The sequence below is a fragment of the Streptomyces sp. NPDC030893 genome, assembly GCF_055571535.1.
Genome location: NZ_JBVIFC010000024.1, coordinates 26,518 through 47,359, shown reverse-complemented (window position 1 = coordinate 47,359; position 20,842 = coordinate 26,518). Strand labels below are relative to the sequence as shown.

Annotated in this window: 18 protein-coding genes and 3 tRNA genes; 11 read left to right on the top strand and 10 right to left on the bottom strand. The window is 70.1% G+C overall.

Annotated elements, in window-relative coordinates; all coding sequences use genetic code 11:
- Positions 1-13 precede the first annotated feature (13 nt).
- The 5 genes from ACZ434_RS30660 to ACZ434_RS30640 form a co-directional block, all read right to left on the bottom strand.
- A complete protein-coding gene (locus tag ACZ434_RS30660; protein WP_468461594.1) occupies positions 14-790 on the bottom strand; it encodes an ABC transporter permease in 777 nt (258 codons plus the stop codon).
- A complete protein-coding gene (locus ACZ434_RS30655; protein ID WP_468461592.1) occupies positions 787-1,749 on the bottom strand; it encodes an ABC transporter ATP-binding protein in 963 nt (320 codons plus the stop codon). Before ACZ434_RS30655 ends, ACZ434_RS30660 begins: the two co-directional genes overlap by 4 nt.
- 126 nt (positions 1,750-1,875) lie before the next feature.
- A tRNA-Gly gene (locus tag ACZ434_RS30650) sits at positions 1,876-1,948 on the bottom strand.
- 80 nt (positions 1,949-2,028) lie between these two features.
- Positions 2,029-2,100, bottom strand: a tRNA-Gly gene (locus tag ACZ434_RS30645).
- 258 nt (positions 2,101-2,358) lie between these two features.
- A complete protein-coding gene (locus ACZ434_RS30640) occupies positions 2,359-2,676 on the bottom strand; it encodes a histone-like nucleoid-structuring protein Lsr2 (protein WP_468461590.1) in 318 nt (105 codons plus the stop codon).
- Between the two features lie 353 nt (positions 2,677-3,029).
- Between ACZ434_RS30640 and purS the strand changes: the two genes are divergently transcribed.
- The 9 genes from purS to purM all read left to right on the top strand — a co-directional run bounded on the left by purS (position 3,030) and on the right by purM (position 12,062).
- Positions 3,030-3,293 (top strand): phosphoribosylformylglycinamidine synthase subunit PurS, encoded by a 264-nt coding sequence (gene purS, locus ACZ434_RS30635; RefSeq protein WP_010045045.1) that lies wholly within the window; start codon positions 3,030-3,032, stop codon positions 3,291-3,293.
- Positions 3,290-3,970: a phosphoribosylformylglycinamidine synthase subunit PurQ gene (gene purQ, locus ACZ434_RS30630; protein WP_468461588.1), complete on the top strand. Its 681-nt coding sequence runs from the start codon at positions 3,290-3,292 to the stop codon at positions 3,968-3,970. The genes purS and purQ overlap by 4 nt, the downstream gene beginning before the upstream one ends.
- Entirely contained in the window at positions 3,967-6,225 is a 2,259-nt protein-coding gene (gene purL, locus ACZ434_RS30625; protein ID WP_468461586.1) for a phosphoribosylformylglycinamidine synthase subunit PurL, read from the top strand. The genes purQ and purL overlap by 4 nt, the downstream gene beginning before the upstream one ends.
- Before the next feature lie 136 nt (positions 6,226-6,361).
- On the top strand, positions 6,362-6,844 hold the full coding sequence (locus tag ACZ434_RS30620; RefSeq protein ID WP_468461628.1) for an ArsR/SmtB family transcription factor: 483 nt from the start codon (positions 6,362-6,364) through the stop codon (positions 6,842-6,844).
- A gap of 39 nt (positions 6,845-6,883) precedes the next feature.
- Positions 6,884-7,720 (top strand): M23 family metallopeptidase, encoded by an 837-nt coding sequence (locus tag ACZ434_RS30615; protein WP_468461584.1) that lies wholly within the window; start codon positions 6,884-6,886, stop codon positions 7,718-7,720.
- A 9-nt stretch (positions 7,721-7,729) separates the two neighbouring features.
- Positions 7,730-8,527: a maleylpyruvate isomerase family mycothiol-dependent enzyme gene (locus ACZ434_RS30610; protein ID WP_468461582.1), complete on the top strand. Its 798-nt coding sequence runs from the start codon at positions 7,730-7,732 to the stop codon at positions 8,525-8,527.
- Positions 8,528-8,586: 59 nt separating this feature from the next.
- Positions 8,587-9,372 carry an META domain-containing protein gene (locus tag ACZ434_RS30605; RefSeq protein WP_468461580.1) on the top strand — a complete coding sequence of 262 codons (786 nt, stop codon included), beginning with the start codon at positions 8,587-8,589 and terminating at the stop codon, positions 9,370-9,372.
- A 62-nt stretch (positions 9,373-9,434) separates the two neighbouring features.
- Entirely contained in the window at positions 9,435-10,961 is a 1,527-nt protein-coding gene (gene purF / locus ACZ434_RS30600; protein WP_468461578.1) for an amidophosphoribosyltransferase, read from the top strand.
- Between the two features lie 33 nt (positions 10,962-10,994).
- Positions 10,995-12,062: a phosphoribosylformylglycinamidine cyclo-ligase gene (gene purM, locus ACZ434_RS30595; protein ID WP_468461576.1), complete on the top strand. Its 1,068-nt coding sequence runs from the start codon at positions 10,995-10,997 to the stop codon at positions 12,060-12,062.
- Positions 12,063-12,194: 132 nt separating this feature from the next.
- Here purM and ACZ434_RS30590 read toward each other — a convergent pair whose 3' ends face one another.
- On the bottom strand, positions 12,195-12,440 hold the full coding sequence (locus ACZ434_RS30590) for a DUF3073 domain-containing protein (protein WP_078541017.1): 246 nt from the start codon (positions 12,438-12,440) through the stop codon (positions 12,195-12,197).
- Between the two features lie 319 nt (positions 12,441-12,759).
- Positions 12,760-13,848, bottom strand: coding sequence for a Leu/Phe/Val dehydrogenase (locus tag ACZ434_RS30585; RefSeq protein ID WP_468461573.1), 1,089 nt, complete (start codon positions 13,846-13,848; stop codon positions 12,760-12,762).
- A 219-nt stretch (positions 13,849-14,067) separates the two neighbouring features.
- On the opposite strand from ACZ434_RS30585, the gene ACZ434_RS30580 reads away from it, so the two are divergent.
- Positions 14,068-14,910 (top strand): DUF8083 family protein, encoded by an 843-nt coding sequence (locus ACZ434_RS30580; RefSeq protein WP_468461571.1) that lies wholly within the window; start codon positions 14,068-14,070, stop codon positions 14,908-14,910.
- A gap of 539 nt (positions 14,911-15,449) precedes the next feature.
- Positions 15,450-15,656, top strand: a complete 207-nt coding sequence (bldC, locus tag ACZ434_RS30575) for a developmental transcriptional regulator BldC (protein ID WP_003949541.1) — start codon at positions 15,450-15,452, stop codon at positions 15,654-15,656.
- Between the two features lie 428 nt (positions 15,657-16,084).
- On the opposite strand, the gene ACZ434_RS30570 is transcribed toward bldC, so the two are convergent.
- From ACZ434_RS30570 to hrpA, 3 genes are all read right to left on the bottom strand, one after another.
- Positions 16,085-16,273 (bottom strand): DUF6274 family protein, encoded by a 189-nt coding sequence (locus tag ACZ434_RS30570; RefSeq protein WP_468461569.1) that lies wholly within the window; start codon positions 16,271-16,273, stop codon positions 16,085-16,087.
- A gap of 381 nt (positions 16,274-16,654) precedes the next feature.
- Positions 16,655-16,729: transfer RNA gene (locus tag ACZ434_RS30565), tRNA-Asp, on the bottom strand.
- 93 nt (positions 16,730-16,822) lie between these two features.
- Entirely contained in the window at positions 16,823-20,803 is a 3,981-nt protein-coding gene (hrpA, locus tag ACZ434_RS30560; RefSeq protein WP_468461567.1) for an ATP-dependent RNA helicase HrpA, read from the bottom strand.
- Positions 20,804-20,842: the final 39 nt, after the last annotated feature.

Here is a 20,842-nt window from a genome sequence, read left to right as displayed (position 1 = left end):
CTGCCGGCGTGCGTCAGCGCCGCGGCTCCCAGCGGAACCGGCGTCGTACAGCGAATACCGTGACCGCGATCCAGGCCACCGCGACCGCGATGGCGCCCAGGGTGTCACCGGCCGACAGGTCGCCGGTGAAGCCGCCGCGCACCAGGGTCATGACGGGGCTGAGCGGCAGCAGTTCGCAGAAGGTGGCGATCCGGTCGGGGAGGATCTCCAGGGGGAACATCATCCCGGAGGCCAGCATCGACAGGAACATCATCGGCATCGGTGTGACCTGCGCGCTCTCGCTGGTCTTGGTGAAGCTCGCGGTGACCGCCGCGAGCAGCACGCACAGCACGACACCCAGCAGCAGGCCCAGCACGGAGAGGTACACGGCCGACGGGGCGGACATGTCCAGCAGGACCATGCAGCCGGCCGCGAGGAGCAGCGACTGCACCAGGCCCGTGGTGGCCGCGGGCAGCGCGGAGCCCGCCAGGATCTCGGCGTCCCGCAGCTCCCCGGTGCGCAGCCGCTTGAGGACGAGTTCCTCGCGACGGGTGACGAAGGAACCGACGAGCGCCGTGTAGACGGCGAACAGCAGCGAGAAGCCGACGGCGGCGGGCAGCACCATCGTGCCGATGGTGAGCCCGTGCTCGGCGAGGTCCATCTCCCTGGCCGCCTCGCGCGCGCTGAGCGGCAGCACCAGCGGCACGAACAGGGCGGCGAAGAGGGTGCCCTTGGCCCGTCCCAGCAGGGTCAGTTCGGCGCGGGCGAGCGCGGTCATCCGGCTCACCGGGGTGGTGACGGTCGTGCTCATGCCGCGTACTCCTTCGTCTCGGCCGTCCCCGCGGCCGCCTCCTTGGCGATCCCGAGGAACGCCTCCTCCAGTGATGCCGAGCGCACGTCCAGCCGGCTCAGTTCCACTCCGGCGCGTTCGGCCCACACCAGCAGCGCGGTGGCGGCCCGCTGGAGTTCATGGGTGCGCAGCCGGACGGTCCGGCCGTCGACCGTGTGGTCGCTCACGCCCAGTTCGGCGAGCGGCGGCAGGTCGCCCACGAAGTAGCCCTCGGGCAGGTCGAAGGTGATCCGGGACGGCTCGGAGGCGGTCACCTCGGCCGGGGTGCCGGTGACGGCGATCCGGCCCTCGTGCATGATCGCGAGCCGGTCGGCGAGGAACTCGGCCTCTTCGAGGTAGTGCGTGGTGAGCAGCACGGTCGTGCCGCGGTCGCGCAGCTCGCTCACCAACTCCCAGGTCTCCCGGCGGCCTTCCGGGTCGAGCCCGGTGGTCGGCTCGTCCAGGAAGAGCACCTCGGGGTCGCCGAGCAGCGCGAGCGCCAGGTCCAGCCGGCGCCGCTGGCCGCCGGAGAGCTGCTTCACGCGGACACCGGTCTTCGTCGCGAGCCCGACCAGCGTCAGCACTTCCTGCTCCGGGCGTGCCCCGCTGACGCAGCCGGCCCACATCCGGGCGGTCTCGGCGACGGTCAGCTCGGAGGGGAAACCCCCTTCCTGGAGCATCACGCCGGTGCGCGGCCGGACGGCGGCGCGCTCGGTGTACGGGTCGTGGCCGAGGACCCGGATGCGTCCGCCGGCCGGCGCGGCGAGCCCTTCCAGCAGTTCGACGGTGGAGGTCTTGCCCGCTCCGTTGGTCCCCAGCAGGGCGAAGATCTCGCCGCGTCGCACGGAGAAGTCGATCCCGCGCACGGCTTCGAACCCGCCCCCGTAGACACGTCGCAGGTCGGAGACCTCGATCACGTGCTCGTGTTCCTTCGCTTCCATGCCTCGATCATGCAAGTCAGGAAGGCGCAGGGGCAGTGCGGGGTGTCATCACCGGGCATGACAAATGTCAGACGGGCCCGTGACATGCGAAAAACCCCGGTCCGATGGACCGGGGTCTCCTATCCGAGCGGACGACGAGGCTCGAACTCGCGACCTCAACCTTGGCAAGGTTGCGCTCTACCAACTGAGCTACGTCCGCATGGCATCCGATCAGCTCTCACCGATCGGCGCGAGCACCAGCCTACCTGATCGACAAGGATCCTCGGTACGGCGATGCAGAGCGGGTGACAGGAATTGCACACTGCGCCTTCCCCCTGGAAGGGGGATGTTCTACTACTGAACTACACCCGCATGTACTCCGTGAGCCGGGCCTTTCGGCCTTGCCCCTCGGCGTGCTCCAGACTCTAGCTGATCAGCGGGGGTGTTGCGCAAGTCGGTTGCCGGGAGGGACCGGTGACCGGCCGTCGGCCGGGTCGCCCGACGGGGCCCGGAGACGTCAGCCCGGCGAGCTCGGCGTCACCCCAACGGCCCCGGCGCCACCGCAACGGCCCCGGCGTCACCGCAACGGCCCCGGCGTCACCCCGCCGGGCCGGGGACGCGCGGCCGGACTCACCGCGCCGCTTCGAACGCCTCGTAGACCTTCTTCGGGATTCGTCCCCGCGCGGGGACGTCCATCCGGTTCGACTGGGCCCAGGCGCGTACGGCGGCCGGGTCGGGGGCGACCTCCGTCTGCCGGTACGCCTTGCCGGAGCGCGACCGCTTGCGGCCGGCGTCCACGTACGGCTCGAGCGCCTTCCGCAGTTTCCTGGCGTTGGCTTCATTGAGGTCGATCTCGTACGACTTGCCGTCCAGTCCGAAGGCGATCGTTTCCGCCGCTTCCGAGCCGTCGATGTCGTCAAAGAGAGTGACCACGACCTTCTGCGCCACGAATATCGGTCCCTTCGTGCGGCACCTCTCGTCCGGACGTCCGTGATGACGTGCCGGTACGTCGCCGAGATCTCGGCTGTCCGCCTGTAATCGGGCAAAGTATCTGCTAATGACAATTCATTTGTACAGTGCCCGGCATTGCATTGTGAAGCCCGACTAAATCTGCCCGCGTGTCCGCGGCGCAATAGAGATGTGCGAGGGGACGCGGATCTTTCCCGGATCTTTTCCCGAGGGCCTCCTCGCGATGCCGAATCGTGATCGTGCTCACGTAGATTCCTACAACTCTACCCGCGTAGAAATTTTGTACGGGTAGTCTGAAGGAACCTGCTCAGCACCACACACCGGGAGTGCCAGTGGCACGCGTCGTAGTCGACGTCATGCTCAAGCCGGAGATCCTCGACCCCCAGGGCCAGGCGGTGCAGCGCGCACTGCCGCGACTGGGTTTCGAAGGGATCTCGGACGTCCGTCAGGGAAAGCGATTCGAACTGGAAGTTGACGGGCCGGTCGACGAGGCCGCGCTCGCCCGTATCCACGATCTTGCGGAATCCTTCCTCGCCAACACCGTGATCGAGGACTTCACCGTCCGTGTCGAGGAAGTCGCGGAGGCCGTGAAGTGACCGCTCGTATTGGCGTCGTCACTTTCCCGGGCAGCCTCGACGACCGGGACACCCAGCGCGCGATCCGTGTCGCAGGCGCCGAGCCCGTCGCCCTCTGGCACAAGGACAAGGACCTCAAGCAGGTCGACGCCGTGGTGCTCTGCGGTGGTTTCAGTTACGGCGACTATCTGCGCGCCGGCGCCATCGCGCGCTTCTCGCCCGTGATGGACACCGTCATCGACCAGGCCAGGGCCGGCCTGCCGGTGCTCGGCATCTGCAACGGCTTCCAGATCCTCACCGAGGCGCACCTGCTCCCCGGCGGCATGCTGGGCAACGACCACCTGCACTTCATCTGCCGCGACCAGAAGCTGCGGGTGGAGAACGCGGACACCGCCTGGACCGCCGACTACACGGCCGGCCAGGAGATCCACATCCCGCTGAAGAACATGGACGGCCGTTACGTCGCCGATCAGCGGACGCTGGACGAGCTGGAGGCGGAGGGCCGCGTCGCCTTCCGTTACCTGGACGTCAACCCCAACGGCTCGCTCAACGACATCGCCGGCATCACCAACGCCGCCGGCAACGTCGTCGGCCTGATGCCGCACCCCGAGCACGCCGTCGAGCCGCTGATCGGTACGGGCCGTACCGACGGCCTGCCGTTCTTCACGTCGATCCTCAAGAAGCTGGTCAACGCATGAGCCGGACGCCTCTGGACACGGTCGAGCACGCGGCCGCGACCCCCGACGTCGAGCTGCCCTGGGCCGAGCTGGGCCTGAAGAAGGACGAGTACGAGCGGGTGGTGGAGATCCTCGGCCGCCGCCCGACCGGCGCCGAGCTCGCCATGTACTCGGTGATGTGGTCCGAGCACTGCTCGTACAAGAGCAGCAAGGTCCACCTGCGCCAGTTCGGCGAGAAGGCCCCCGAGTCGGACGCGATGCTCGTCGGCATCGGCGAGAACGCCGGCGTCGTCGACGTCGGCCAGGGCTACGCGGTCACCTTCAAGGTCGAGTCCCACAACCACCCGTCGTACGTGGAGCCCTACCAGGGCGCGGCCACCGGCGTCGGCGGCATCGTCCGCGACATCATCGCGATGGGCGCCCGCCCGGTCGCCGTCGTGGACCCCCTGCGCTTCGGCGCCGCGGACCACCCCGACACCAAGCGCGTCCTGCCGGGCGTCGTCGCCGGCATCGGCGGCTACGGCAACTGCCTGGGCCTGCCCAACATCGGCGGCGAGGTCGTCTTCGACGCCTGCTACCAGGGCAACCCGCTGGTCAACGCCGGAGCCATCGGCGTGATGCGGCACGAGGACATCCACCTCGCCAAGGCCTCCGGCGCCGGCAACAAGGTCATCCTCTACGGCGCCCGCACCGGCGGCGACGGCATCGGCGGCGCATCGATCCTGGCCTCCGAGACCTTCGACGACGCCAAGCCGTCGAAGCGCCCCGCCGTCCAGGTCGGCGACCCCTTCCAGGAGAAGCTCCTCATCGAGTGCACCCTGGAGGCGTTCAGGGAGAAGCTGGTCGTCGGCATCCAGGACCTGGGAGCGGCGGGCTTGTCCTGTGCGACCAGCGAACTGGCGTCGAACGGTTCCGGCGGCATGCGCGTGACGCTGGACGACGTGCCCCTGCGCGACTCGACGCTCTCGCCCGAGGAGATCCTCATGAGCGAGTCGCAGGAGCGCATGTGCGCGGTGGTCGAGCCGGAGAAGGTCGACCGCTTCCTGGAGATCTGCGACAAGTGGGACGTCATCGCCACCGTCATCGGCGAGGTGACCGACGGCGACCGCCTGGAGATCTACTGGCACGGCGGCAAGATCGTCGACGTCGACCCGCGCACCGTCGCCCACGACGGCCCGGTCTACGAGCGCCCGTACGCCCGCCCCGAGTGGCAGGACGCGCTCCAGGCGGACGACGCGAACAAGCTGCCCCGCCCGGGGACGAGCGAGGAGCTGAAGGACCAGGTCCTGAAGCTGGTCGGCTCGCCCAACCAGGCCTCCAAGCAGTGGATCACCCAGCAGTACGACCACTTCGTCCAGGGCAACACCGTGCTGGCCATGCCCGAGGACTCCGGCATGATCCGCATCGACGAGGCGTCCGGCCTCGGCGTCGCGATCGCCACCGACGGCAACGGCCGCTACGCCAAGCTCGACCCGTACGCGGGCGCGCAGCTGGCCCTGGCGGAGGCGTACCGCAACGTGGCGACGACCGGTGCCAAGCCGCTGGCCGTCTCCGACTGCCTGAACTTCGGCTCGCCCGAGGACCCGGCGGTCATGTGGCAGTTCGCGGAGGCCGTGCGCGGTCTGGCGGACGGCTGCCGGCAGCTCGGCACCCCGGTCACCGGCGGCAACGTCTCGCTCTACAACCAGACGGGCGAGGTCGCCATCCACCCGACCCCGGTGGTCGCGGTCCTCGGTGTCATCGACGACGTGGCCCGCCGCACGCCGGTCGCCTTCCAGGAGGACGGCCAGCTGCTGTACCTGCTCGGCGACACCCGCGAGGAGTTCGGCGGCTCGGCCTGGTCCCAGGTCGTCCACGACCACCTCGGCGGGCTGCCCCCGAAGGTCGACCTGGAGCGCGAGCGCCTGCTCGGCGAGATCCTGATCTCCGCCTCCCGCGACGGCATGATCGACTCCGCGCACGACCTGTCGGACGGCGGCCTGATCCAGGCGGTCGTCGAGTCGGCGCTGCTCGGACGGAAGGGCGCCCGCCTGGTCGTCCCGGACGGCCTCGACGCGTTCACCTTCCTCTTCTCCGAGTCGGCCGGCCGCGCGATCGTCGCCGTGCCGCGCTCGGAGGAGGTCCGCTTCAACGACATGTGCGGTGCGCGCGGCCTCCCGGCCACCCGCATCGGCGTCGTCGACGGCGACACGGTCGAGGTGCAGGGCGAGTTCACCCTCACCCTGACCGAACTGCGCGAGACCCACGAGGCGACGATCCCGGCCCTGCTGGCCTGACCCCCGCCGCCTCGTACGAAGCCCCCGCCCGGTCCGGGCGGGGGCTTCGTCGTGTCGCGCCGCGGTTTCCGCGGAATCCCTCTTGCGAAGAATTACGTAGTTACGTAATCTCGAAGGCGTGGAACTCGAAGAACGCATGACCGAGCTCGAGCGCCGACTGGCCGCGCTGGAAGCGGCCGGCCGCTCCGCTCCCGGGCTGGGCGAGGGCGACTTCTGGGCCCTGGAGGGACTGAAGCAGCAGCTCGCCGAGTTGCGGGCCGCCGACGGCGGCGTGCTGTTCACCGGCGCGGTCCGGCTGCCGACCGGTGAGCAGTACGAGTGGCAGCACGGCGCGCTCACCGAGGGGCTGCTGGCCTACGCGTGGCCGGACGCCGCCGAGGCGCTCGCCGCGCTGGGCCATCCGGTGCGGCTCCGGCTGCTGCGCGAGATAGTCGGCGGCCGGCGCACCGCCGCCGAGCTGGCCGAGCTGGAGGGGATCGGCACGACCGGCCAGATCTACCACCACCTGCGGCAGCTGACGGGCGCCGGCTGGCTGCACACCACCGGCCGGGGCCGCTACGAGGTGCCGCCCGGCCGGGCCGTACCACTGCTGGTGACGCTGTCGGCGGCCCGGCCCTGACCCGACCACTGCCCGACGCCCAGGACAACAGGGGGAAACATGTCCGCACGCAAACTCGCCATGATCACCTTCCGGGGCCTGCAACTCGGCTTCATCGCGCTGGTGATCGCCCACATCTCCTTCCGCTGGGACTACGGCTGGTGGTGGGACCTCGTGCCCCTGGCCCTGGCCTACGCCGTGGTCATCACGGTGAACAGGTGGGGCGGCGCCCCGGACGCCCCGCGCGTCGCCCGTGAGCCCGTCGAGGTGGCCCCGCCCGTCACCGGCCGCTGGTCCGCGCTGAACAGCCCGGCCGACCGGACCCCGAGCCACGGGGTGCACGCCTACGGCCAGACCTACGCCATCGATGTGGTCGCCGAGCCGGAGCCGGGCGCCCGCCCGGGCTTCTCCGTCCTCTGGCCGCTCACGCGCCGGCCCCAGGACTTCCCGGCGTTCGGCGCCCCGCTGCGCGCCGTCGCCGACGCCACGGTCGTCCGCGCCGACGACCGGCAGCGTGACCACCGCAGCCGCACCTCGCTGCCCGCGCTGCTGTACCTGATGCTGATCGAGGGCTCGGTGCGCGAGATGACCGGAGTCCACCGGATCCTCGGCAACCACCTCGTCCTGGACCTCGGCGACGGCGTCCACGCGGCCTACGCCCACCTCAGGCGCGGCTCCCTCACGGTCCGCGAGGGCGACCGGGTGCGCGCCGGGGACGTGGTCGCCGCCTGCGGCAACTCCGGCAACTCCTCCGAGCCCCACCTGCACTTCCAGCTGATGGACGGCCCCGACCCGGACACCGCGCGCGGCATCCCGTTCACCTGGCACGGCACGGGCGTTCCCCGGGGCGGCGAGGTGTTCCGCATACCCGAACCGGCACCCGCCGGACCCGCATAGGCTGCCGCCATGCCACCGGCCAAGAAGCGCCCCCGCTCCTACGACCCCGCGAAGACCCGCGCCGCCGTCCTGGCCCAGTTCGGGAACGTACGGGCGGCGGTCCGCACCCTCACCCCGGAGCAGCTCGCCCTGCCCACCCGGCTCGGCGACTGGACCGTACGGGAACTGGTCGCGCACATCGGGACGGCGCTGACCGCCGTGGACCGGCTGCTCGACGAGCCCGAGCCGGCCCGGCAGGACGGGCACCTGCTCGACTGGCCGTCCGCCATCGCGGCCGACGCGGACACCATCGCCGGCACCGCGCGGCGGCTCGCGGCGGACCACCCCGAACCCGACGCCCACCTCGCCGACGCCGAGCGGCGCTTCACCGCCCGGCTCGACACCCACCCCGGCAGCCGGCTGCTCCCCACCGGCGCGGGCGCGCTGCCCCTGGCCGACTACCTGGTCACCCGCACCGCGGAGCTCGTCGTCCACACCGACGACCTGAACGCCGCCGTCCCCGGCCTCGACATCCCGTACGACCGTCAGGCCCTCGCCGCCTGCACCCGGCTCCTCGCCGACACGCTCGCCGCGAAGGCGCCCGGCGGCTCGACGGAGGTGCGCATCCCGCCGTACGCGGTCGTGCAGTGCGTGGAGGGGCCCCGGCACACCCGCGGCACCCCGCCGAACGTGGTCGAGACCGACCCGCTGACCTGGATCAGGCTGGCCGGCGGACGGACGGCCTGGCAGGACGCCGTGGCCGGCGCCGAGGTGAGCGCGAGCGGGGAACGGGCCGACCTCGGCCCGTACCTGCCCCTGCTGACGTGAACCTCCGGGAACGCCGGGACCTGGGGGAACCACCCGCTCCCCGCCCTCGTCGAACCGGCATGTACCGGCAGAAGCAGCAGCGCATGGTCCTGACGACGGTCGCCGCCGTGCTCGTCGTCCCGCTCGCGGCGGCCTGTGGCAGCGAGCAGGCGGGCGCCGGCAGCGGCACCGCCGAAGCGGCCGAACCGGTCACCGGCATCCGCTGGACCGTCGACAGCGTCACCGTCGACGGCACCACCCACCGCGCCCCCGACGGCGCGCACCTCACCCTCGACGAGGACGGCCGGGCCACCGGTGACTACGGGTGCAACCTGTTCAAGGGCCGTGTCACCTTCGAGGGGGACCGGATCCGGCTCGACGACCGGGAGACCACCCTCCGCGCCTGCGAAAAGCAGATCATGGACATGGAAAGCACCCTCGCCCGCACCCTCGGCGACGGAGCCCTGACGACCGAGGTGAACGACGGCCGCCTCACCCTCACTACCGAGGGCGGCGACACCGTACGCCTCAGCAGGACCGGCGACAGCCCGCTCCACGGCACCAAGTGGACCGTCACCACGCCGGCCGTCGACCACCGCGCCCACCTCACCTTCGACCAGGAGGAGGGCACCGTCGCCGGCAGCCTCGGCTGCAACCAGGTCAACGCCGGCGCCACCGTGCGCGACGGCCGTATCACGCTGGGCGTGCCGGGTCTGACCCGAATGATGTGCGAAGACTCACTCATGGCCGGCGAGAGGACTCTGACGAAGCTCTTCAACGGCACCGTGAGCTACGAAATCGAAGGCCGGACCCTCACGCTGACCAGCGAGAACGGCACCAGTGTCCGGGCCGTCGCAGAGCGCTGATCCACCCCGGCGCCCGTATCCCGCATTCGGACCAGTGGTCGATCTCGCCTACACTCGGTGGCGTGCCACGTGGTGACGGACGACTCAACCACGACCTGCTCCCCGGCGAGAAGGGCCCTCAGGACGCTTGCGGCGTCTTCGGTGTCTGGGCTCCGGGCGAAGAGGTCGCCAAGCTCACGTACTTCGGGCTCTACGCCCTCCAGCATCGGGGCCAGGAATCCGCGGGTATCGCGGTCAGCAACGGCTCCCAGATCCTCGTCTTCAAGGACATGGGCCTCGTTTCCCAGGTCTTCGACGAGACCTCGCTCGGTTCGCTCCAGGGTCATATCGCGGTCGGACACGCCCGCTACTCGACCACCGGCGCCTCCGTGTGGGAGAACGCCCAGCCGACGTTCCGTGCCACCGCGCACGGATCCATCGCGCTCGGCCACAACGGCAACCTGGTCAACACAGCCCAGCTCGCCGAGATGGTCGCCGAACTCCCCAAGGAGAACGGCCGCGCCCCCAAGGTGGCGGCCACCAACGACACCGACCTGATCACCGCCCTGCTGGCCGGCCAGCGCGCCGCCGACGGCGAGCCGGTGACCGTGGAGCAGGCCGCGCACGTGGTCCTCCCCAAGGTCAGGGGCGCCTTCAGCCTCGTCTTCATGGACGAGAACACCCTCTACGCGGCCCGCGACCCGCAGGGCATCCGCCCGCTGGTCCTCGGCCGTCTCGAGCGCGGCTGGGTCGTCGCCTCGGAGTCCGCCGCCCTCGACATCTGCGGCGCGAGCTTCGTGCGGGAGATCGAGCCGGGCGAGTTCGTCGCCATCGACGAGAACGGACTGCGAACGTCCCGATTCGCGGAAGCGAAGCCCAAGGGCTGTGTCTTCGAGTACGTGTACCTGGCCCGCCCGGACACCGACATCGCCGGCCGGAACGTGTACCTCTCACGCGTCGAGATGGGCCGCCGCCTCGCCGCGGAGGCCCCGGTCGAGGCCGACCTGGTCATAGCGACCCCGGAATCGGGCACCCCGGCCGCCATCGGCTACGCGGAGGCCTCCGGCATCCCCTTCGGCGCCGGCCTGGTCAAGAACGCGTACGTCGGACGTACGTTCATCCAGCCGTCGCAGACCATCCGCCAGCTCGGCATCCGCCTGAAGCTGAACCCGCTCAAGGAAGTCATCAAGGGCAAGCGCCTGGTCGTGGTGGACGACTCGATCGTCCGCGGCAACACCCAGCGCGCCCTGGTCCGCATGCTCCGTGAGGCGGGCGCCGCCGAGGTCCACATCCGGATCTCCTCGCCGCCCGTGAAGTGGCCCTGCTTCTTCGGCATCGACTTCGCCACCCGCGCCGAGCTCATCGCCAACGGCATGACCATCGACGAGATCGGCACCTCGCTGGGCGCCGACTCGCTGTCGTACATCTCCATAGACGGCATGATCGAGGCGACCACCATCGCCAAGCCGAACCTGTGCCGCGCCTGCTTCGACGGCGAGTACCCGATGGAGCTGCCCGACCCCGAGCTCCTCGGCAAGCAGCTCCTGGAGACCGAACTGGCCGCCGGCACCGCCGCCCCGGCCGCGGTCGACGCGATCCGCCGCCCGTAAGCCCTGACGGACGACACGAAAGCTCTCACAGTCATGTCCCAGAACACTGGTGCCAGCTACGCAGCGGCGGGCGTCGACATCGAAGCGGGCGACCGCGCGGTCGAGCTGATGAAGGAGTGGGTGAAGAAGACCCGGCGCCCCGAGGTCCTCGGCGGCCTCGGCGGATTCGCCGGCCTCTTCGACGCCTCCGCCCTGAAGAACTACGAGCGCCCCCTGCTCGCCTCCGCCACGGACGGCGTCGGCACCAAGGTCGACATCGCGCGGCGGATGGGCGTCTACGACTCCATCGGCCACGACCTGGTCGCCATGGTCATGGACGACATCGTGGTGTGCGGCGCGGAGCCGCTGTTCATGACCGACTACATCTGCGTCGGCAAGGTCCACCCCGAGCGGGTCGCCGCCGTCGTCAAGGGCATCGCCGAAGGCTGTGTACTGGCCGGATGCGCCCTGGTCGGCGGCGAGACGGCCGAGCACCCGGGCCTGCTGGGCCCGGACGACTTCGACGTCGCCGGCGCCGGTACGGGCGTCGTGGAGGCCGACCGGCTGCTCGGCCCGGACCGCATCCGTACGGGTGACGCGGTGATCGCCATGGCGGCCTCCGGCCTTCACTCCAACGGCTACTCGCTCGTCCGGCACGTGCTCCTGGACCGCGCCGGGCTCGCCCTGGAGACCCGGATCGACGAGCTCGGCCGCACCCTCGGCGAGGAACTGCTGGAGCCCACCAAGATCTACTCGCTGGACTGCCTGGCGCTGATGCGCACCACCGAGGTGCACGCCTTCAGCCATGTCACCGGCGGCGGGCTCGCGGCCAACCTGGCGCGGGTGATCCCCGACGGTCTGCACGCGACGGTGGACCGCTCCACCTGGACGCCCGCCCCGGTGTTCGACCTGGTCGGACGGACCGGTTGGGTCGAGCGGCTGGAACTGGAGAAGACCCTGAACATGGGCGTCGGCATGATCGCGATCGTGCCGCAGGAGTCCGTCGACGTGGCGCTGGCGACGCTGGCCGACCGCGGTGTGGACGCCTGGGTGGCCGGTGAGATCACCGACCGTGACGACCACGCCACGGGTGCGGCACTCGTCGGTGACTACGCGAACTGAGCACGCGGAAGCTGCCCGCGCGGTGACCGCGCGGGCAGCATCCCGAGTGGTGAGAGCGGCCCGGTGGTCCCGGGCAGCACTGAACCCGGCCGGTGACCGGGGTCACCTACCGGGTTCATGCTCAGCGCAAGGTCAAGCGCCGCGACGTTGGGAGGACGGGCCGTCCTCGTCCTCGTCGTCGTCCTCATAGAGGTCGGCGTACCGTGCGTACAGGTCGTCGTCTTGCTCATCGTCCTCGAAACGCTCACCGTTCGGTGGCTGATTCGACGGCGATGCACCCAGCTCCTCGGCCAGGCGTGAGAGGTCAGTCCCACCGCTGTTGTACTTCAGCTGGCGGGCGACCTTCGTCTGCTTGGCCTTGGCCCGGCCGCGCCCCATGGCTCGACCCCCTCAACGACGGGGCTCGACGGCCCCAGAGTCTTGACACGCGTTCATGGTCCAGAACGGGCTCTCCGTGGAGAGACCGGTCCGTAGGGCTTCCACGGTACCTGAGCCCGCGCCCATACGGTACGTCGCCCGCATCAGGTGCCCGCGCCCAGGACCGTCGAGGCGCCCCGTCCTCGCTGGTCAACCGCGATTTTAACCACTTATCGGCGGTCGACCCGCCGGGAGAAGTGAGAGTTCTCTCCAAGTGCCCGCCGACGGGTACCGCTCAAACGTACGAGGGCGACCCGGACCGGGCCGCCCTCGTCACTTCTCAACGGGTCGGACGCGCCTCCGCCATCCGCTGCTCGGCGATCCGGTCGGCCGCGGCGGCCGGCGGAATCCCGTCCTCCTTCGCACGTGCGAATATGGCGAGCGTGGTGTCGAAGATCTTCGACGCCTTCGCCTTGCACCGGTCGAAGTCGAAACCGTGCAGTTCGTCGGCGACCTGGATGACACCGCCGGCGTTCACCACGTAGTCCGGGGCGTAGAGGATCCCGCGGTCGGCGAGGTCCTTCTCCACACCCGGGTGGGCGAGCTGGTTGTTGGCGGCGCCGCAGACCACCCTGGCGGTCAGCACCGGCACGCTGTCGTCGTTCAGCGCGCCGCCGAGCGCGCACGGGGCGTAGATGTCCAGGCCCTCGGTGCGGATCAGCGCCTCGGTGTCGGCGACGGCCGACACGCCCCGGGGGTGCCGGTCGAGGACGCGCCGCACGGCGTCCTCGCGCACATCGGTGATCACGACCTCGGCGCCCTCGGCGCGCAGGTGCTCCACCAGGTGGTGGCCGACCTTGCCGACGCCCGCGACTCCGACCTTGCGGTCACGCAGCGACGGGTCGCCCCACAGGTGCTGGGCGGCGGCCCGCATGCCCTGGTAGACACCGAAGGAGGTGAGCACGGACGAGTCGCCCGCGCCGCCGTTCTCGGGGGAGCGGCCGGTGGTCCAGCGGCACTCGCGGGCCACGACGTCCATGTCGGCGACATAGGTGCCGACGTCGCAGGCGGTGACGTACCGGCCGCCGAGCGAGGCGACGAACCGGCCGTAGGCCAGCAGCAGCTCCTCGCTCTTGAGCTGCTCCGGGTCGCCGATGATCACGGCCTTGCCACCGCCGTGGCCGAGACCGGCCATGGCGTTCTTGTACGACATCCCGCGCGCGAGGTTCAGCGCGTCGGCGACGGCCTCCTCCTCGGAGGCGTACGGGTAGAAGCGCGTACCGCCGAGGGCCGGGCCCAGGGCGGTGGAGTGGATGGCGATGACGGCCTTGAGGCCGCTGGCACGGTCCTGACAGAGCACGACTTGCTCGTGTCCCCCCTGGTCCGAGCGGAACAGGGTGTGCAGGACGCCGTCAGATACGTCGGTCACTGTGGTGACTCCTGAGTCAGTAGCGGCGGGTGGGGTCGGCTCCCGTAGAGGTGGCGGGGGCTGTGGCACGAGAGTAGATCCTTACGCGTCCGACGGCGGCACCGTGTTCCATATCACCTCCGTCCGGAGTACCGCGTGCGGCGGTTTGCCGTGGTTTCCCACCCGTCCGGGCGGGGTCCCGGCAGGTTTTCGCGGCGGTCGGCGGGGGAGGGAGCAGGCGTGCCCAAGGTGTCCTCGGTGATCGTCCCCTACGCGACCTATTTGCGCGTGTACGAACCGCTGGCGGCCTTCCCGGAACCGGAACGCGGTCACTGGAGGCGTTACGCCGACCGCTCCGACCGTCCCTCCTACCAGGACGAACTCCGCCGGTCGCTGGCGGGCCTGGCGGCCACCCCGCCGGTGCCGGTGCCCGTGCGCGAGAGCGACGACGCGTTCGTCCTGGAGGCCGACGGCGTGGTCTGCGTCTGCCCCTGGCGCACCCGGCTGCGCGGCTGGCAGGCGCTGGGCGGGCTCGCCGAGGACTTCCCGCTGCCGGTCCTCGACGCCCTGCTGCCCCCGGTCGTGCGGCACCAGGCCACCCAGGACTACGAACGGTGGCTGTCCGGCCACCCCGACGCCCGGCCCTGGATCCGCACCGCGACCTGGCACGTGCCGATCAACTGGTTCGTCCTGTTCGAGGACGGCGAGCGGGAGTACGGCAAGGGGGCCGCCGGTGAGCCGCCCGTCCTGCGGTACCGGACGCCCATGGTCCAGGCCCGCCGGCGGGTGGCGCGGGGGCTGCGCGCGCTGCGGGACGCGATGGAGGAGAGCCTGCTGATCGACGGGCTGGTGGAGGTCGGGCGGTGGCTGGAGGAGTTCCACCCGCGCTCGCTGGTCGAGCTGGACTACGGCGGACTGGTGCACGCGCTGCCGGCCGGCTCCCTGGAGGACGACCACTCCGCGGCGGACGTGGCCGAAGGGATCGCGGCGCTGCGGCGCGGCGACGAGGAGGGCGCCGGGGCGGCCTACGGACGGCTCGTGGAGCGCTGGCGGTCGGTGCGTGACCTGCGCTCGGCGAACTGACGTTTGACCAAACGCCCTTCTTGGGGTTTTGTCTTCGCCCTGAGCATCCTGAGATTCCGTCAGCGCGAGCCCGACAACGGACGTAGCTGCCGATCCGGGCGTATGCCTCAAGCGCGTCAAGCGTGACGGACCGCACTTACACGGCCCTTGCGCCCCTTGCCCACCCTCATGCCAAAATAGGACAAGGAGTCCGGGGAGGGCTCCTCCGTCCTGCTGTGCTCGACTATGGGCGGATTCTCAGCATTGCACGCTTTGGGGGGTCTGGTGACTCCTGATCGCTGGTGTGACTGATCGTCACAGCGGCGTGACTGTCCGCTATGGCATGGTCCATCGGCTTCCGCGGCTGATGAACACCTGGGAGGGCAATTCCATCGGTTTGGCCGACGTGGCTGGACAGATGGTGTAGTTGTAGTGCCGAGGACAAGCCGTTCGTCCTATAACCGACTCGACTCGCGTCCGCCATTTCGGGCAACGCGGGTCAAGGTGCAGAATTTAGAGGAAAGAACCGAGAAGGTTCGGTTCTCCCGAGGAGGCCGCTCATGACCGCTCGCACCCCTGATGCCGAGCCGCTGCTGACCCCGGCTGAGGTCGCCACCATGTTCCGCGTCGACCCGAAGACGGTCACGCGCTGGGCGAAGGCAGGCAAGCTCACGTCGATCCGCACGCTCGGCGGGCACCGCCGCTACCGCGAAGCCGAGGTCCGCGCACTGCTCGCGGGCATTCCGCAGCAGCGCAGCGAGGCCTGAACCACCGCATGAACCGGGTGACACCGGCTGGTCCCCCACTGGCCGAGACGCCCGGGAACACTGGCTCCAAGCGACGCGGGGACTGCCCCAACAGGCCCCTCGCCCAAGCCGATCAGAGCTTTCCAGGCAACTGAACAAGGGTGCGTCGTCGATCGCGCTGGACTCCGCCGGGTCCAGCGCGATCTTTTTTGTGCGCTGCTGTCGGGGTCGCCGCCGTCCCGGCCGGGGGGTCCGTGCGCGGGCTTGTCGGAGTCTGGGGGTGGGTGTGGGATCGGCCGGGCGCCGGCCCGTGCGGACCTCTCCGAGTGGTGCAATGGCACATATTAAATTGACTAGTTGTAGGAGAGGTGTAAGTACCGCACTTCCCAAAACTCATGCGGTGACACCCGTCACACGACGCTCGCCTTGTTGAGCCTGTGGCATATGCGCTAGAGAGAACGCCCGTTGGGCGCGGGTTGTTCCTCGGCGGGTTCCGGCGGACGGGGCGGGGAGTCCAGCGCGAGCCGCAACAGGCGGTGGCAGATGGGGCAGTGGCGCATCAGATGCCGGTACGACGACGCGGCCGACAGGTGCGCGCGGAGCAACGCCCGCGTCTCGTGCCTAGCCGATGCCGCCATACGCCACCTCCAGGGGCCCCACGGAGTTGTGCCCTGCTCCTGGAGTACCGAGGGCTGACGGGCCCGTCAAGACGGCATGAGGGGCCCTGGGGGGTGTACGACGCCGGGGGGCACGGAACAGGCCGGGACCGAAGGCCCGGACTCCCGCGGCTGTTGGTCGCGCGGGGGCGGGTACGGGGAGGGTTCGCGGTCCCATGCGGGGCACGGCGGGCACGGGAAAGGCCCGCGGTCCCTTGCGGGGAGCGGGCCTTCTGCTTGTTGCGGTCCTGACGGGATTTGCTGTGTTCATGCGCGGCTCCGCCGCGGGGCGCGGCCTTTGAGGTGCGGCGGGTACGCGGAAGGCCCGCGGTCCCTTGCGGGGTGCGGGCCTTCTATCTGCTGCGGTCCTGACGGGATTTGAACCCGCGGCCTCCACCTTGACAGGGTGGCGAGCACTCCAAACTGCTCCACAGGACCAGGTTTCGCTGCGCGATTCGTGCGGTGCGCTGCGAGAAGGACTGTACAGGAGTAGGAGCCCCCTGGTCGAACTCACCCTGTGTGCGAGTGCCGTTACGGCACCGCCGCGTCGATCGCCTTCACGATCCGCTTGTCCGACACGGGGTACGCCGTGCCCAGCGCGTGGGCGAAATAGCTGACCCGCAGCTCCTCGATCATCCAGCGGATGTCCCGCACCTGCTGCGGAACGGGCCGCCCCTGCGGCATCTGCTCCAGCAGCCACGCGTACTCGTCCTGCATCTCGTGGACCTTCGCCATCCGCGTCGAGTCCCGCTGGGCGTTCGCCGCCATCTGCTGCAGCCGGCGGTCCGCGGCCACCAGATACCGCATCAGGTCCGGCAGCCGCCGCAGCCCCGCGGCCGTCACGAAGCCCGGCCGCACCAGCCCGTCCAGCTGCTTGCGTACGTCCTGCAGGTTCGGGAGCAGCGCGGGGCTCCGTACGCCCTTCAGCCGGCGCTCACAGGCCTGCCACGCGGCCAGCACCTGCTGCACCTGGCCCACCGCGCGGACCGTCGTGTCGACGATCTCCGCGCGGACCTTGTCGAACAGCTTCCGGAACGACTCCTCGTCCCAGACCGGCCCCCCGAAGTCCGCGATCAGCTTGTCCGCCGCGGCCGTCGCGCAGTCGTCGAACAACGCCTGCACGGAACCGTGCGGATTCGCGGACAGCGCCAGCTTCTGAGGGTTGGTCAGCTTTTCGGAAGCGAACTTCGCGGGGTTCACCGGGATCCCGAGCAGGATCAGCCGCCGGGTGCCCTTCCACATCGCCTCCGCCTGCTCCGCCTCCGAGTCGAACAGCCGGACGGAGACCGTGTCGCCGTCGTCCACCAGCGCCGGATACGCCTTCACCGGCTGGCCGGCCCGACGCGTCTCGAAGACCCGGGTGAGCGAGCCGATCGTCCAGTCCGTCAGCCCCTTGCGCTCCAGCGACTCGCCGCCCTGGCGCTGCGCGGTCGCGGCGGCCGCCTGGGACAGCGCCTTGCGGGCCTTCGGCCGCAGCTGGAGCTTGAGCGCCTCCAGGTCCTTGTCCTCGGCGAGTGTGCGACGCCGCTCGTCGACGATGCGGAACGTCACCTTCAAGTGGTCGGGGACACGGGCCCAGTCGAAGTCCTCCGCCTCGAACGGCACTCCGACCATGCGCTTGAGCTCACGGGCCATCGTGACCGTCAGCGGCTCCTGGAGGGGCACCGCCCGCTCCAGGAACGCCTTCGCGTAGTTCGGCGCCGGCACGTAGTTGCGGCGGATCGGCTTGGGCAGCGAACGGATCAACTCCGTGACCACGTCCTCCCGCAGGCCCGGGATCTGCCAGTCGAAGCCCTCGTCCGTCACCTGGTTCAGCACCTGGAGCGGAATGTGGACCGTCACGCCGTCGGCGTCCGCGCCCGGCTCGAACTGGTACGTCACCCGGAACTTCAGCGGGCCCTGCCGCCACGCGTCGGGGTAGTCGGCCTTGGTGACCGCCTCCGCCGACTCACGGATCAGCATCTCCCGCTCGAAGTCGAGGAAGTCCGGCTGCTCGTGCCGCTTGCGCTTCCACCACGAGTCGAAGTGCGCCCCCGACACCACGTGGTCGGGGATCCGCTGCTCGTAGAAGTCGAACAGGGTCTCGTCGTCGACCATGATGTCCCGGCGCCGCGCCCGGTGCTCCAGCTCCTCGACCTCGGTCAGCAGCTTCCGGTTGTCCGCGTAGAACTTGTGGTGCGTGCGCCAGTCGCCCTCGACCAGGGCGTTGCGGATGAACAGCTCCCGGGAGACCTCCGGATCGATCCGGCCGTAGTTCACCTTGCGCTGCGCCACGATCGGCACGCCGTACAGCGTGACCTTCTCGTACGCCATCACGGCCGCCTGGTCCTTTTCCCAGTGCGGCTCGCTGTAGGTGCGCTTGAGCAGGTGCTCGGCGAGCGGTTCCACCCACTCGGGTTCGATCTTCGCGTTGACCCGTGCCCAGAGCCGGGACGTCTCGACCAGTTCGGCCGACATCACGAACCGCGGCGGCTTCTTGAACAGGGCGGAGCCCGGGAAGATCGCGAACTTGGCGTTGCGCGCGCCCAGGTACTCGTTCCGGCCGCCGTCCTTGCGGCCGCCGCCCTGACCGGAGTCCTTGGACTCCTTCACGTCCTTCATGCCGATGTGCGAGAGCAGGCCGGACAGCAGCGACACATGGATGTGGTCCTCGGCGGCGTCCTCCTCGTTCAGATGGATGCCCATCTGCTTGGCGACCGTCCGCAGCTGCGTGTAGATGTCCTGCCACTCGCGGATCCGCAGGAAGTTCAGGTACTCCTGCTTGCACATCCGCCGGAACGACGACGAGCCGCGCTCCTTCTGCTGCTCGCGGACGTACCGCCAGAGGTTGAGGAAGGCGAGGAAGTCGCTGGACTCGTCCCGGAAGCGGGCGTGCTGCTGGTCGGCCTGCGTCTGCTTGTCGGCCGGCCGTTCGCGCGGGTCCTGGATCGACAGTGCCGCCGCGATGACCATGACCTCACGGGCGCAGCCGTTGCGGTCCGCCTCCAGCACCATGCGCGCCAGCCGCGGGTCCACCGGCAGCTGGGCCAGTTTCCGTCCGGTCTGGGTGAGCCGCTTGCGCGGGTCCTTCTGCGCCGCGTCCAGCGCGCCCAGTTCCTGGAGCAGCTGGACACCGTCGCGGATGTTGCGGTGGTCCGGCGGGTCGATGAACGGGAACTTCTCGATCTCCCCCAGGCCGGCCGCCGTCATCTGCAGGATGACCGAGGCGAGGTTGGTGCGCAGGATCTCCGCGTCGGTGAACTCGGGACGGGTGAGGAAGTCGTCCTCGCTGTAGAGCCGGATGCAGATGCCGTCCGACGTACGGCCGCAACGGCCCTTGCGCTGGTTGGCGCTCGCCTGCGACACCGGCTCGATCGGCAGCCGCTGCACCTTGGTGCGATGGCTGTAGCGGGAGATACGGGCGAACCCGGGGTCGATGACGTACTTGATGCCCGGCACGGTGAGGGACGTCTCGGCCACGTTGGTCGCGAGGACGATCCGGCGACCGGTGTGCTGCTGGAACACCCGGTGCTGCTCGGCGTGGGACAGCCGGGCGTACAGCGGCAGCACCTCGGTCGACCGGTACCGCTTCTTCGTCAGCGCGTCCGCGGTGTCCCGGATCTCCCGCTCGCCGGAGAGGAACACCAGGATGTCCCCGGGCCCCTCCGCCATCAGCTCCTCGACGGCGTCGGTGATCGCCGTGATCTGGTCCCGGTCGGCGTCCTCGGAGTCCTCCTCCAGCAGCGGCCGGTAGCGCACCTCCACCGGATACGTACGCCCGCTGACCTCGATGATGGGTGCGTCGCCGAAATGCCGGGAGAAACGCTCGGGGTCGATGGTCGCCGACGTGATGACGACCTTGAGGTCCGGCCGCTTCGGCAGCAGCTGCGCGAGATAACCGAGCAGGAAGTCGATGTTCAGCGACCGCTCGTGCGCCTCGTCGATGATGATCGTGTCGTAGGCGCGCAGCTCGCGGTCGGTCTGGATCTCCGCGAGGAGGATGCCGTCCGTCATCAGCTTGACGAACGTGGCGTCCGGGTTCACCTGGTCGGTGAAGCGGACCTTCCAGCCGACGGCCTCCCCGAGCGGGGTGTCCAGCTCCTCGGCGACCCGCTCGGCCACCGTGCGGGCGGCGATCCGCCGGGGCTGGGTGTGCCCGATCATGCCCCGGACGCCCCGGCCCAGCTCCATGCAGATCTTCGGGATCTGCGTCGTCTTGCCGGAACCGGTCTCACCGGCGACGATCACGACCTGGTGATCCCGGATCGCCTCGGCGATCGCGTCCTTCTTCTGGCTGACGGGCAGCTGCTCCGGGTAGCGGACCTCCGGGACCCGGGCGCGCCGCCCCGCCATCCGCTCCTCGGCCGCGGCGACCTCCGCCTCGATCTCGGTGAGCACGGCGGCGCGGGCCTCCGGCTTACGGATCTTGCGTGCGCCTTCCAGCCTCCGCCCGAGCCGGTGCGCGTCGCGCAGCGAGAGCTCGGTGAGACGGGAGGCGAGGGAGCCGAGAGCGGGGGCAGAGTGCGTAGACATACGGACTCCAGGATCTCATCCTGCGGAAATTCGCGGCGA

Bases quoted from the DNA above. Each gene is read 5' to 3' on its own strand.
- ACZ434_RS30660 (WP_468461594.1), bottom strand. From the start codon at position 790: ATGAGCACGACCGTCACCACCCCGGTGAGCCGGATGACCGCGCTCGCC.
- ACZ434_RS30655 (WP_468461592.1), bottom strand. From the start codon at position 1,749: ATGGAAGCGAAGGAACACGAGCACGTGATCGAGGTCTCCGACCTGCGA.
- purL (WP_468461586.1), top strand. From the start codon at position 3,967: ATGAGCCGGACGCCTCTGGACACGGTCGAGCACGCGGCCGCGACCCCC.
- ACZ434_RS30620 (WP_468461628.1), top strand. From the start codon at position 6,362: ATGACCGAGCTCGAGCGCCGACTGGCCGCGCTGGAAGCGGCCGGCCGC.
- ACZ434_RS30615 (WP_468461584.1), top strand. From the start codon at position 6,884: ATGTCCGCACGCAAACTCGCCATGATCACCTTCCGGGGCCTGCAACTC.
- ACZ434_RS30610 (WP_468461582.1), top strand. From the start codon at position 7,730: ATGCCACCGGCCAAGAAGCGCCCCCGCTCCTACGACCCCGCGAAGACC.
- ACZ434_RS30605 (WP_468461580.1), top strand. From the start codon at position 8,587: ATGTACCGGCAGAAGCAGCAGCGCATGGTCCTGACGACGGTCGCCGCC.
- purM (WP_468461576.1), top strand. From the start codon at position 10,995: ATGTCCCAGAACACTGGTGCCAGCTACGCAGCGGCGGGCGTCGACATC.
- ACZ434_RS30590 (WP_078541017.1), bottom strand. From the start codon at position 12,440: ATGGGGCGCGGCCGGGCCAAGGCCAAGCAGACGAAGGTCGCCCGCCAG.
- bldC (WP_003949541.1), top strand. From the start codon at position 15,450: ATGACCGCTCGCACCCCTGATGCCGAGCCGCTGCTGACCCCGGCTGAG.
- ACZ434_RS30570 (WP_468461569.1), bottom strand. From the start codon at position 16,273: ATGGCGGCATCGGCTAGGCACGAGACGCGGGCGTTGCTCCGCGCGCAC.
- hrpA (WP_468461567.1), bottom strand. From the start codon at position 20,803: ATGTCTACGCACTCTGCCCCCGCTCTCGGCTCCCTCGCCTCCCGTCTC.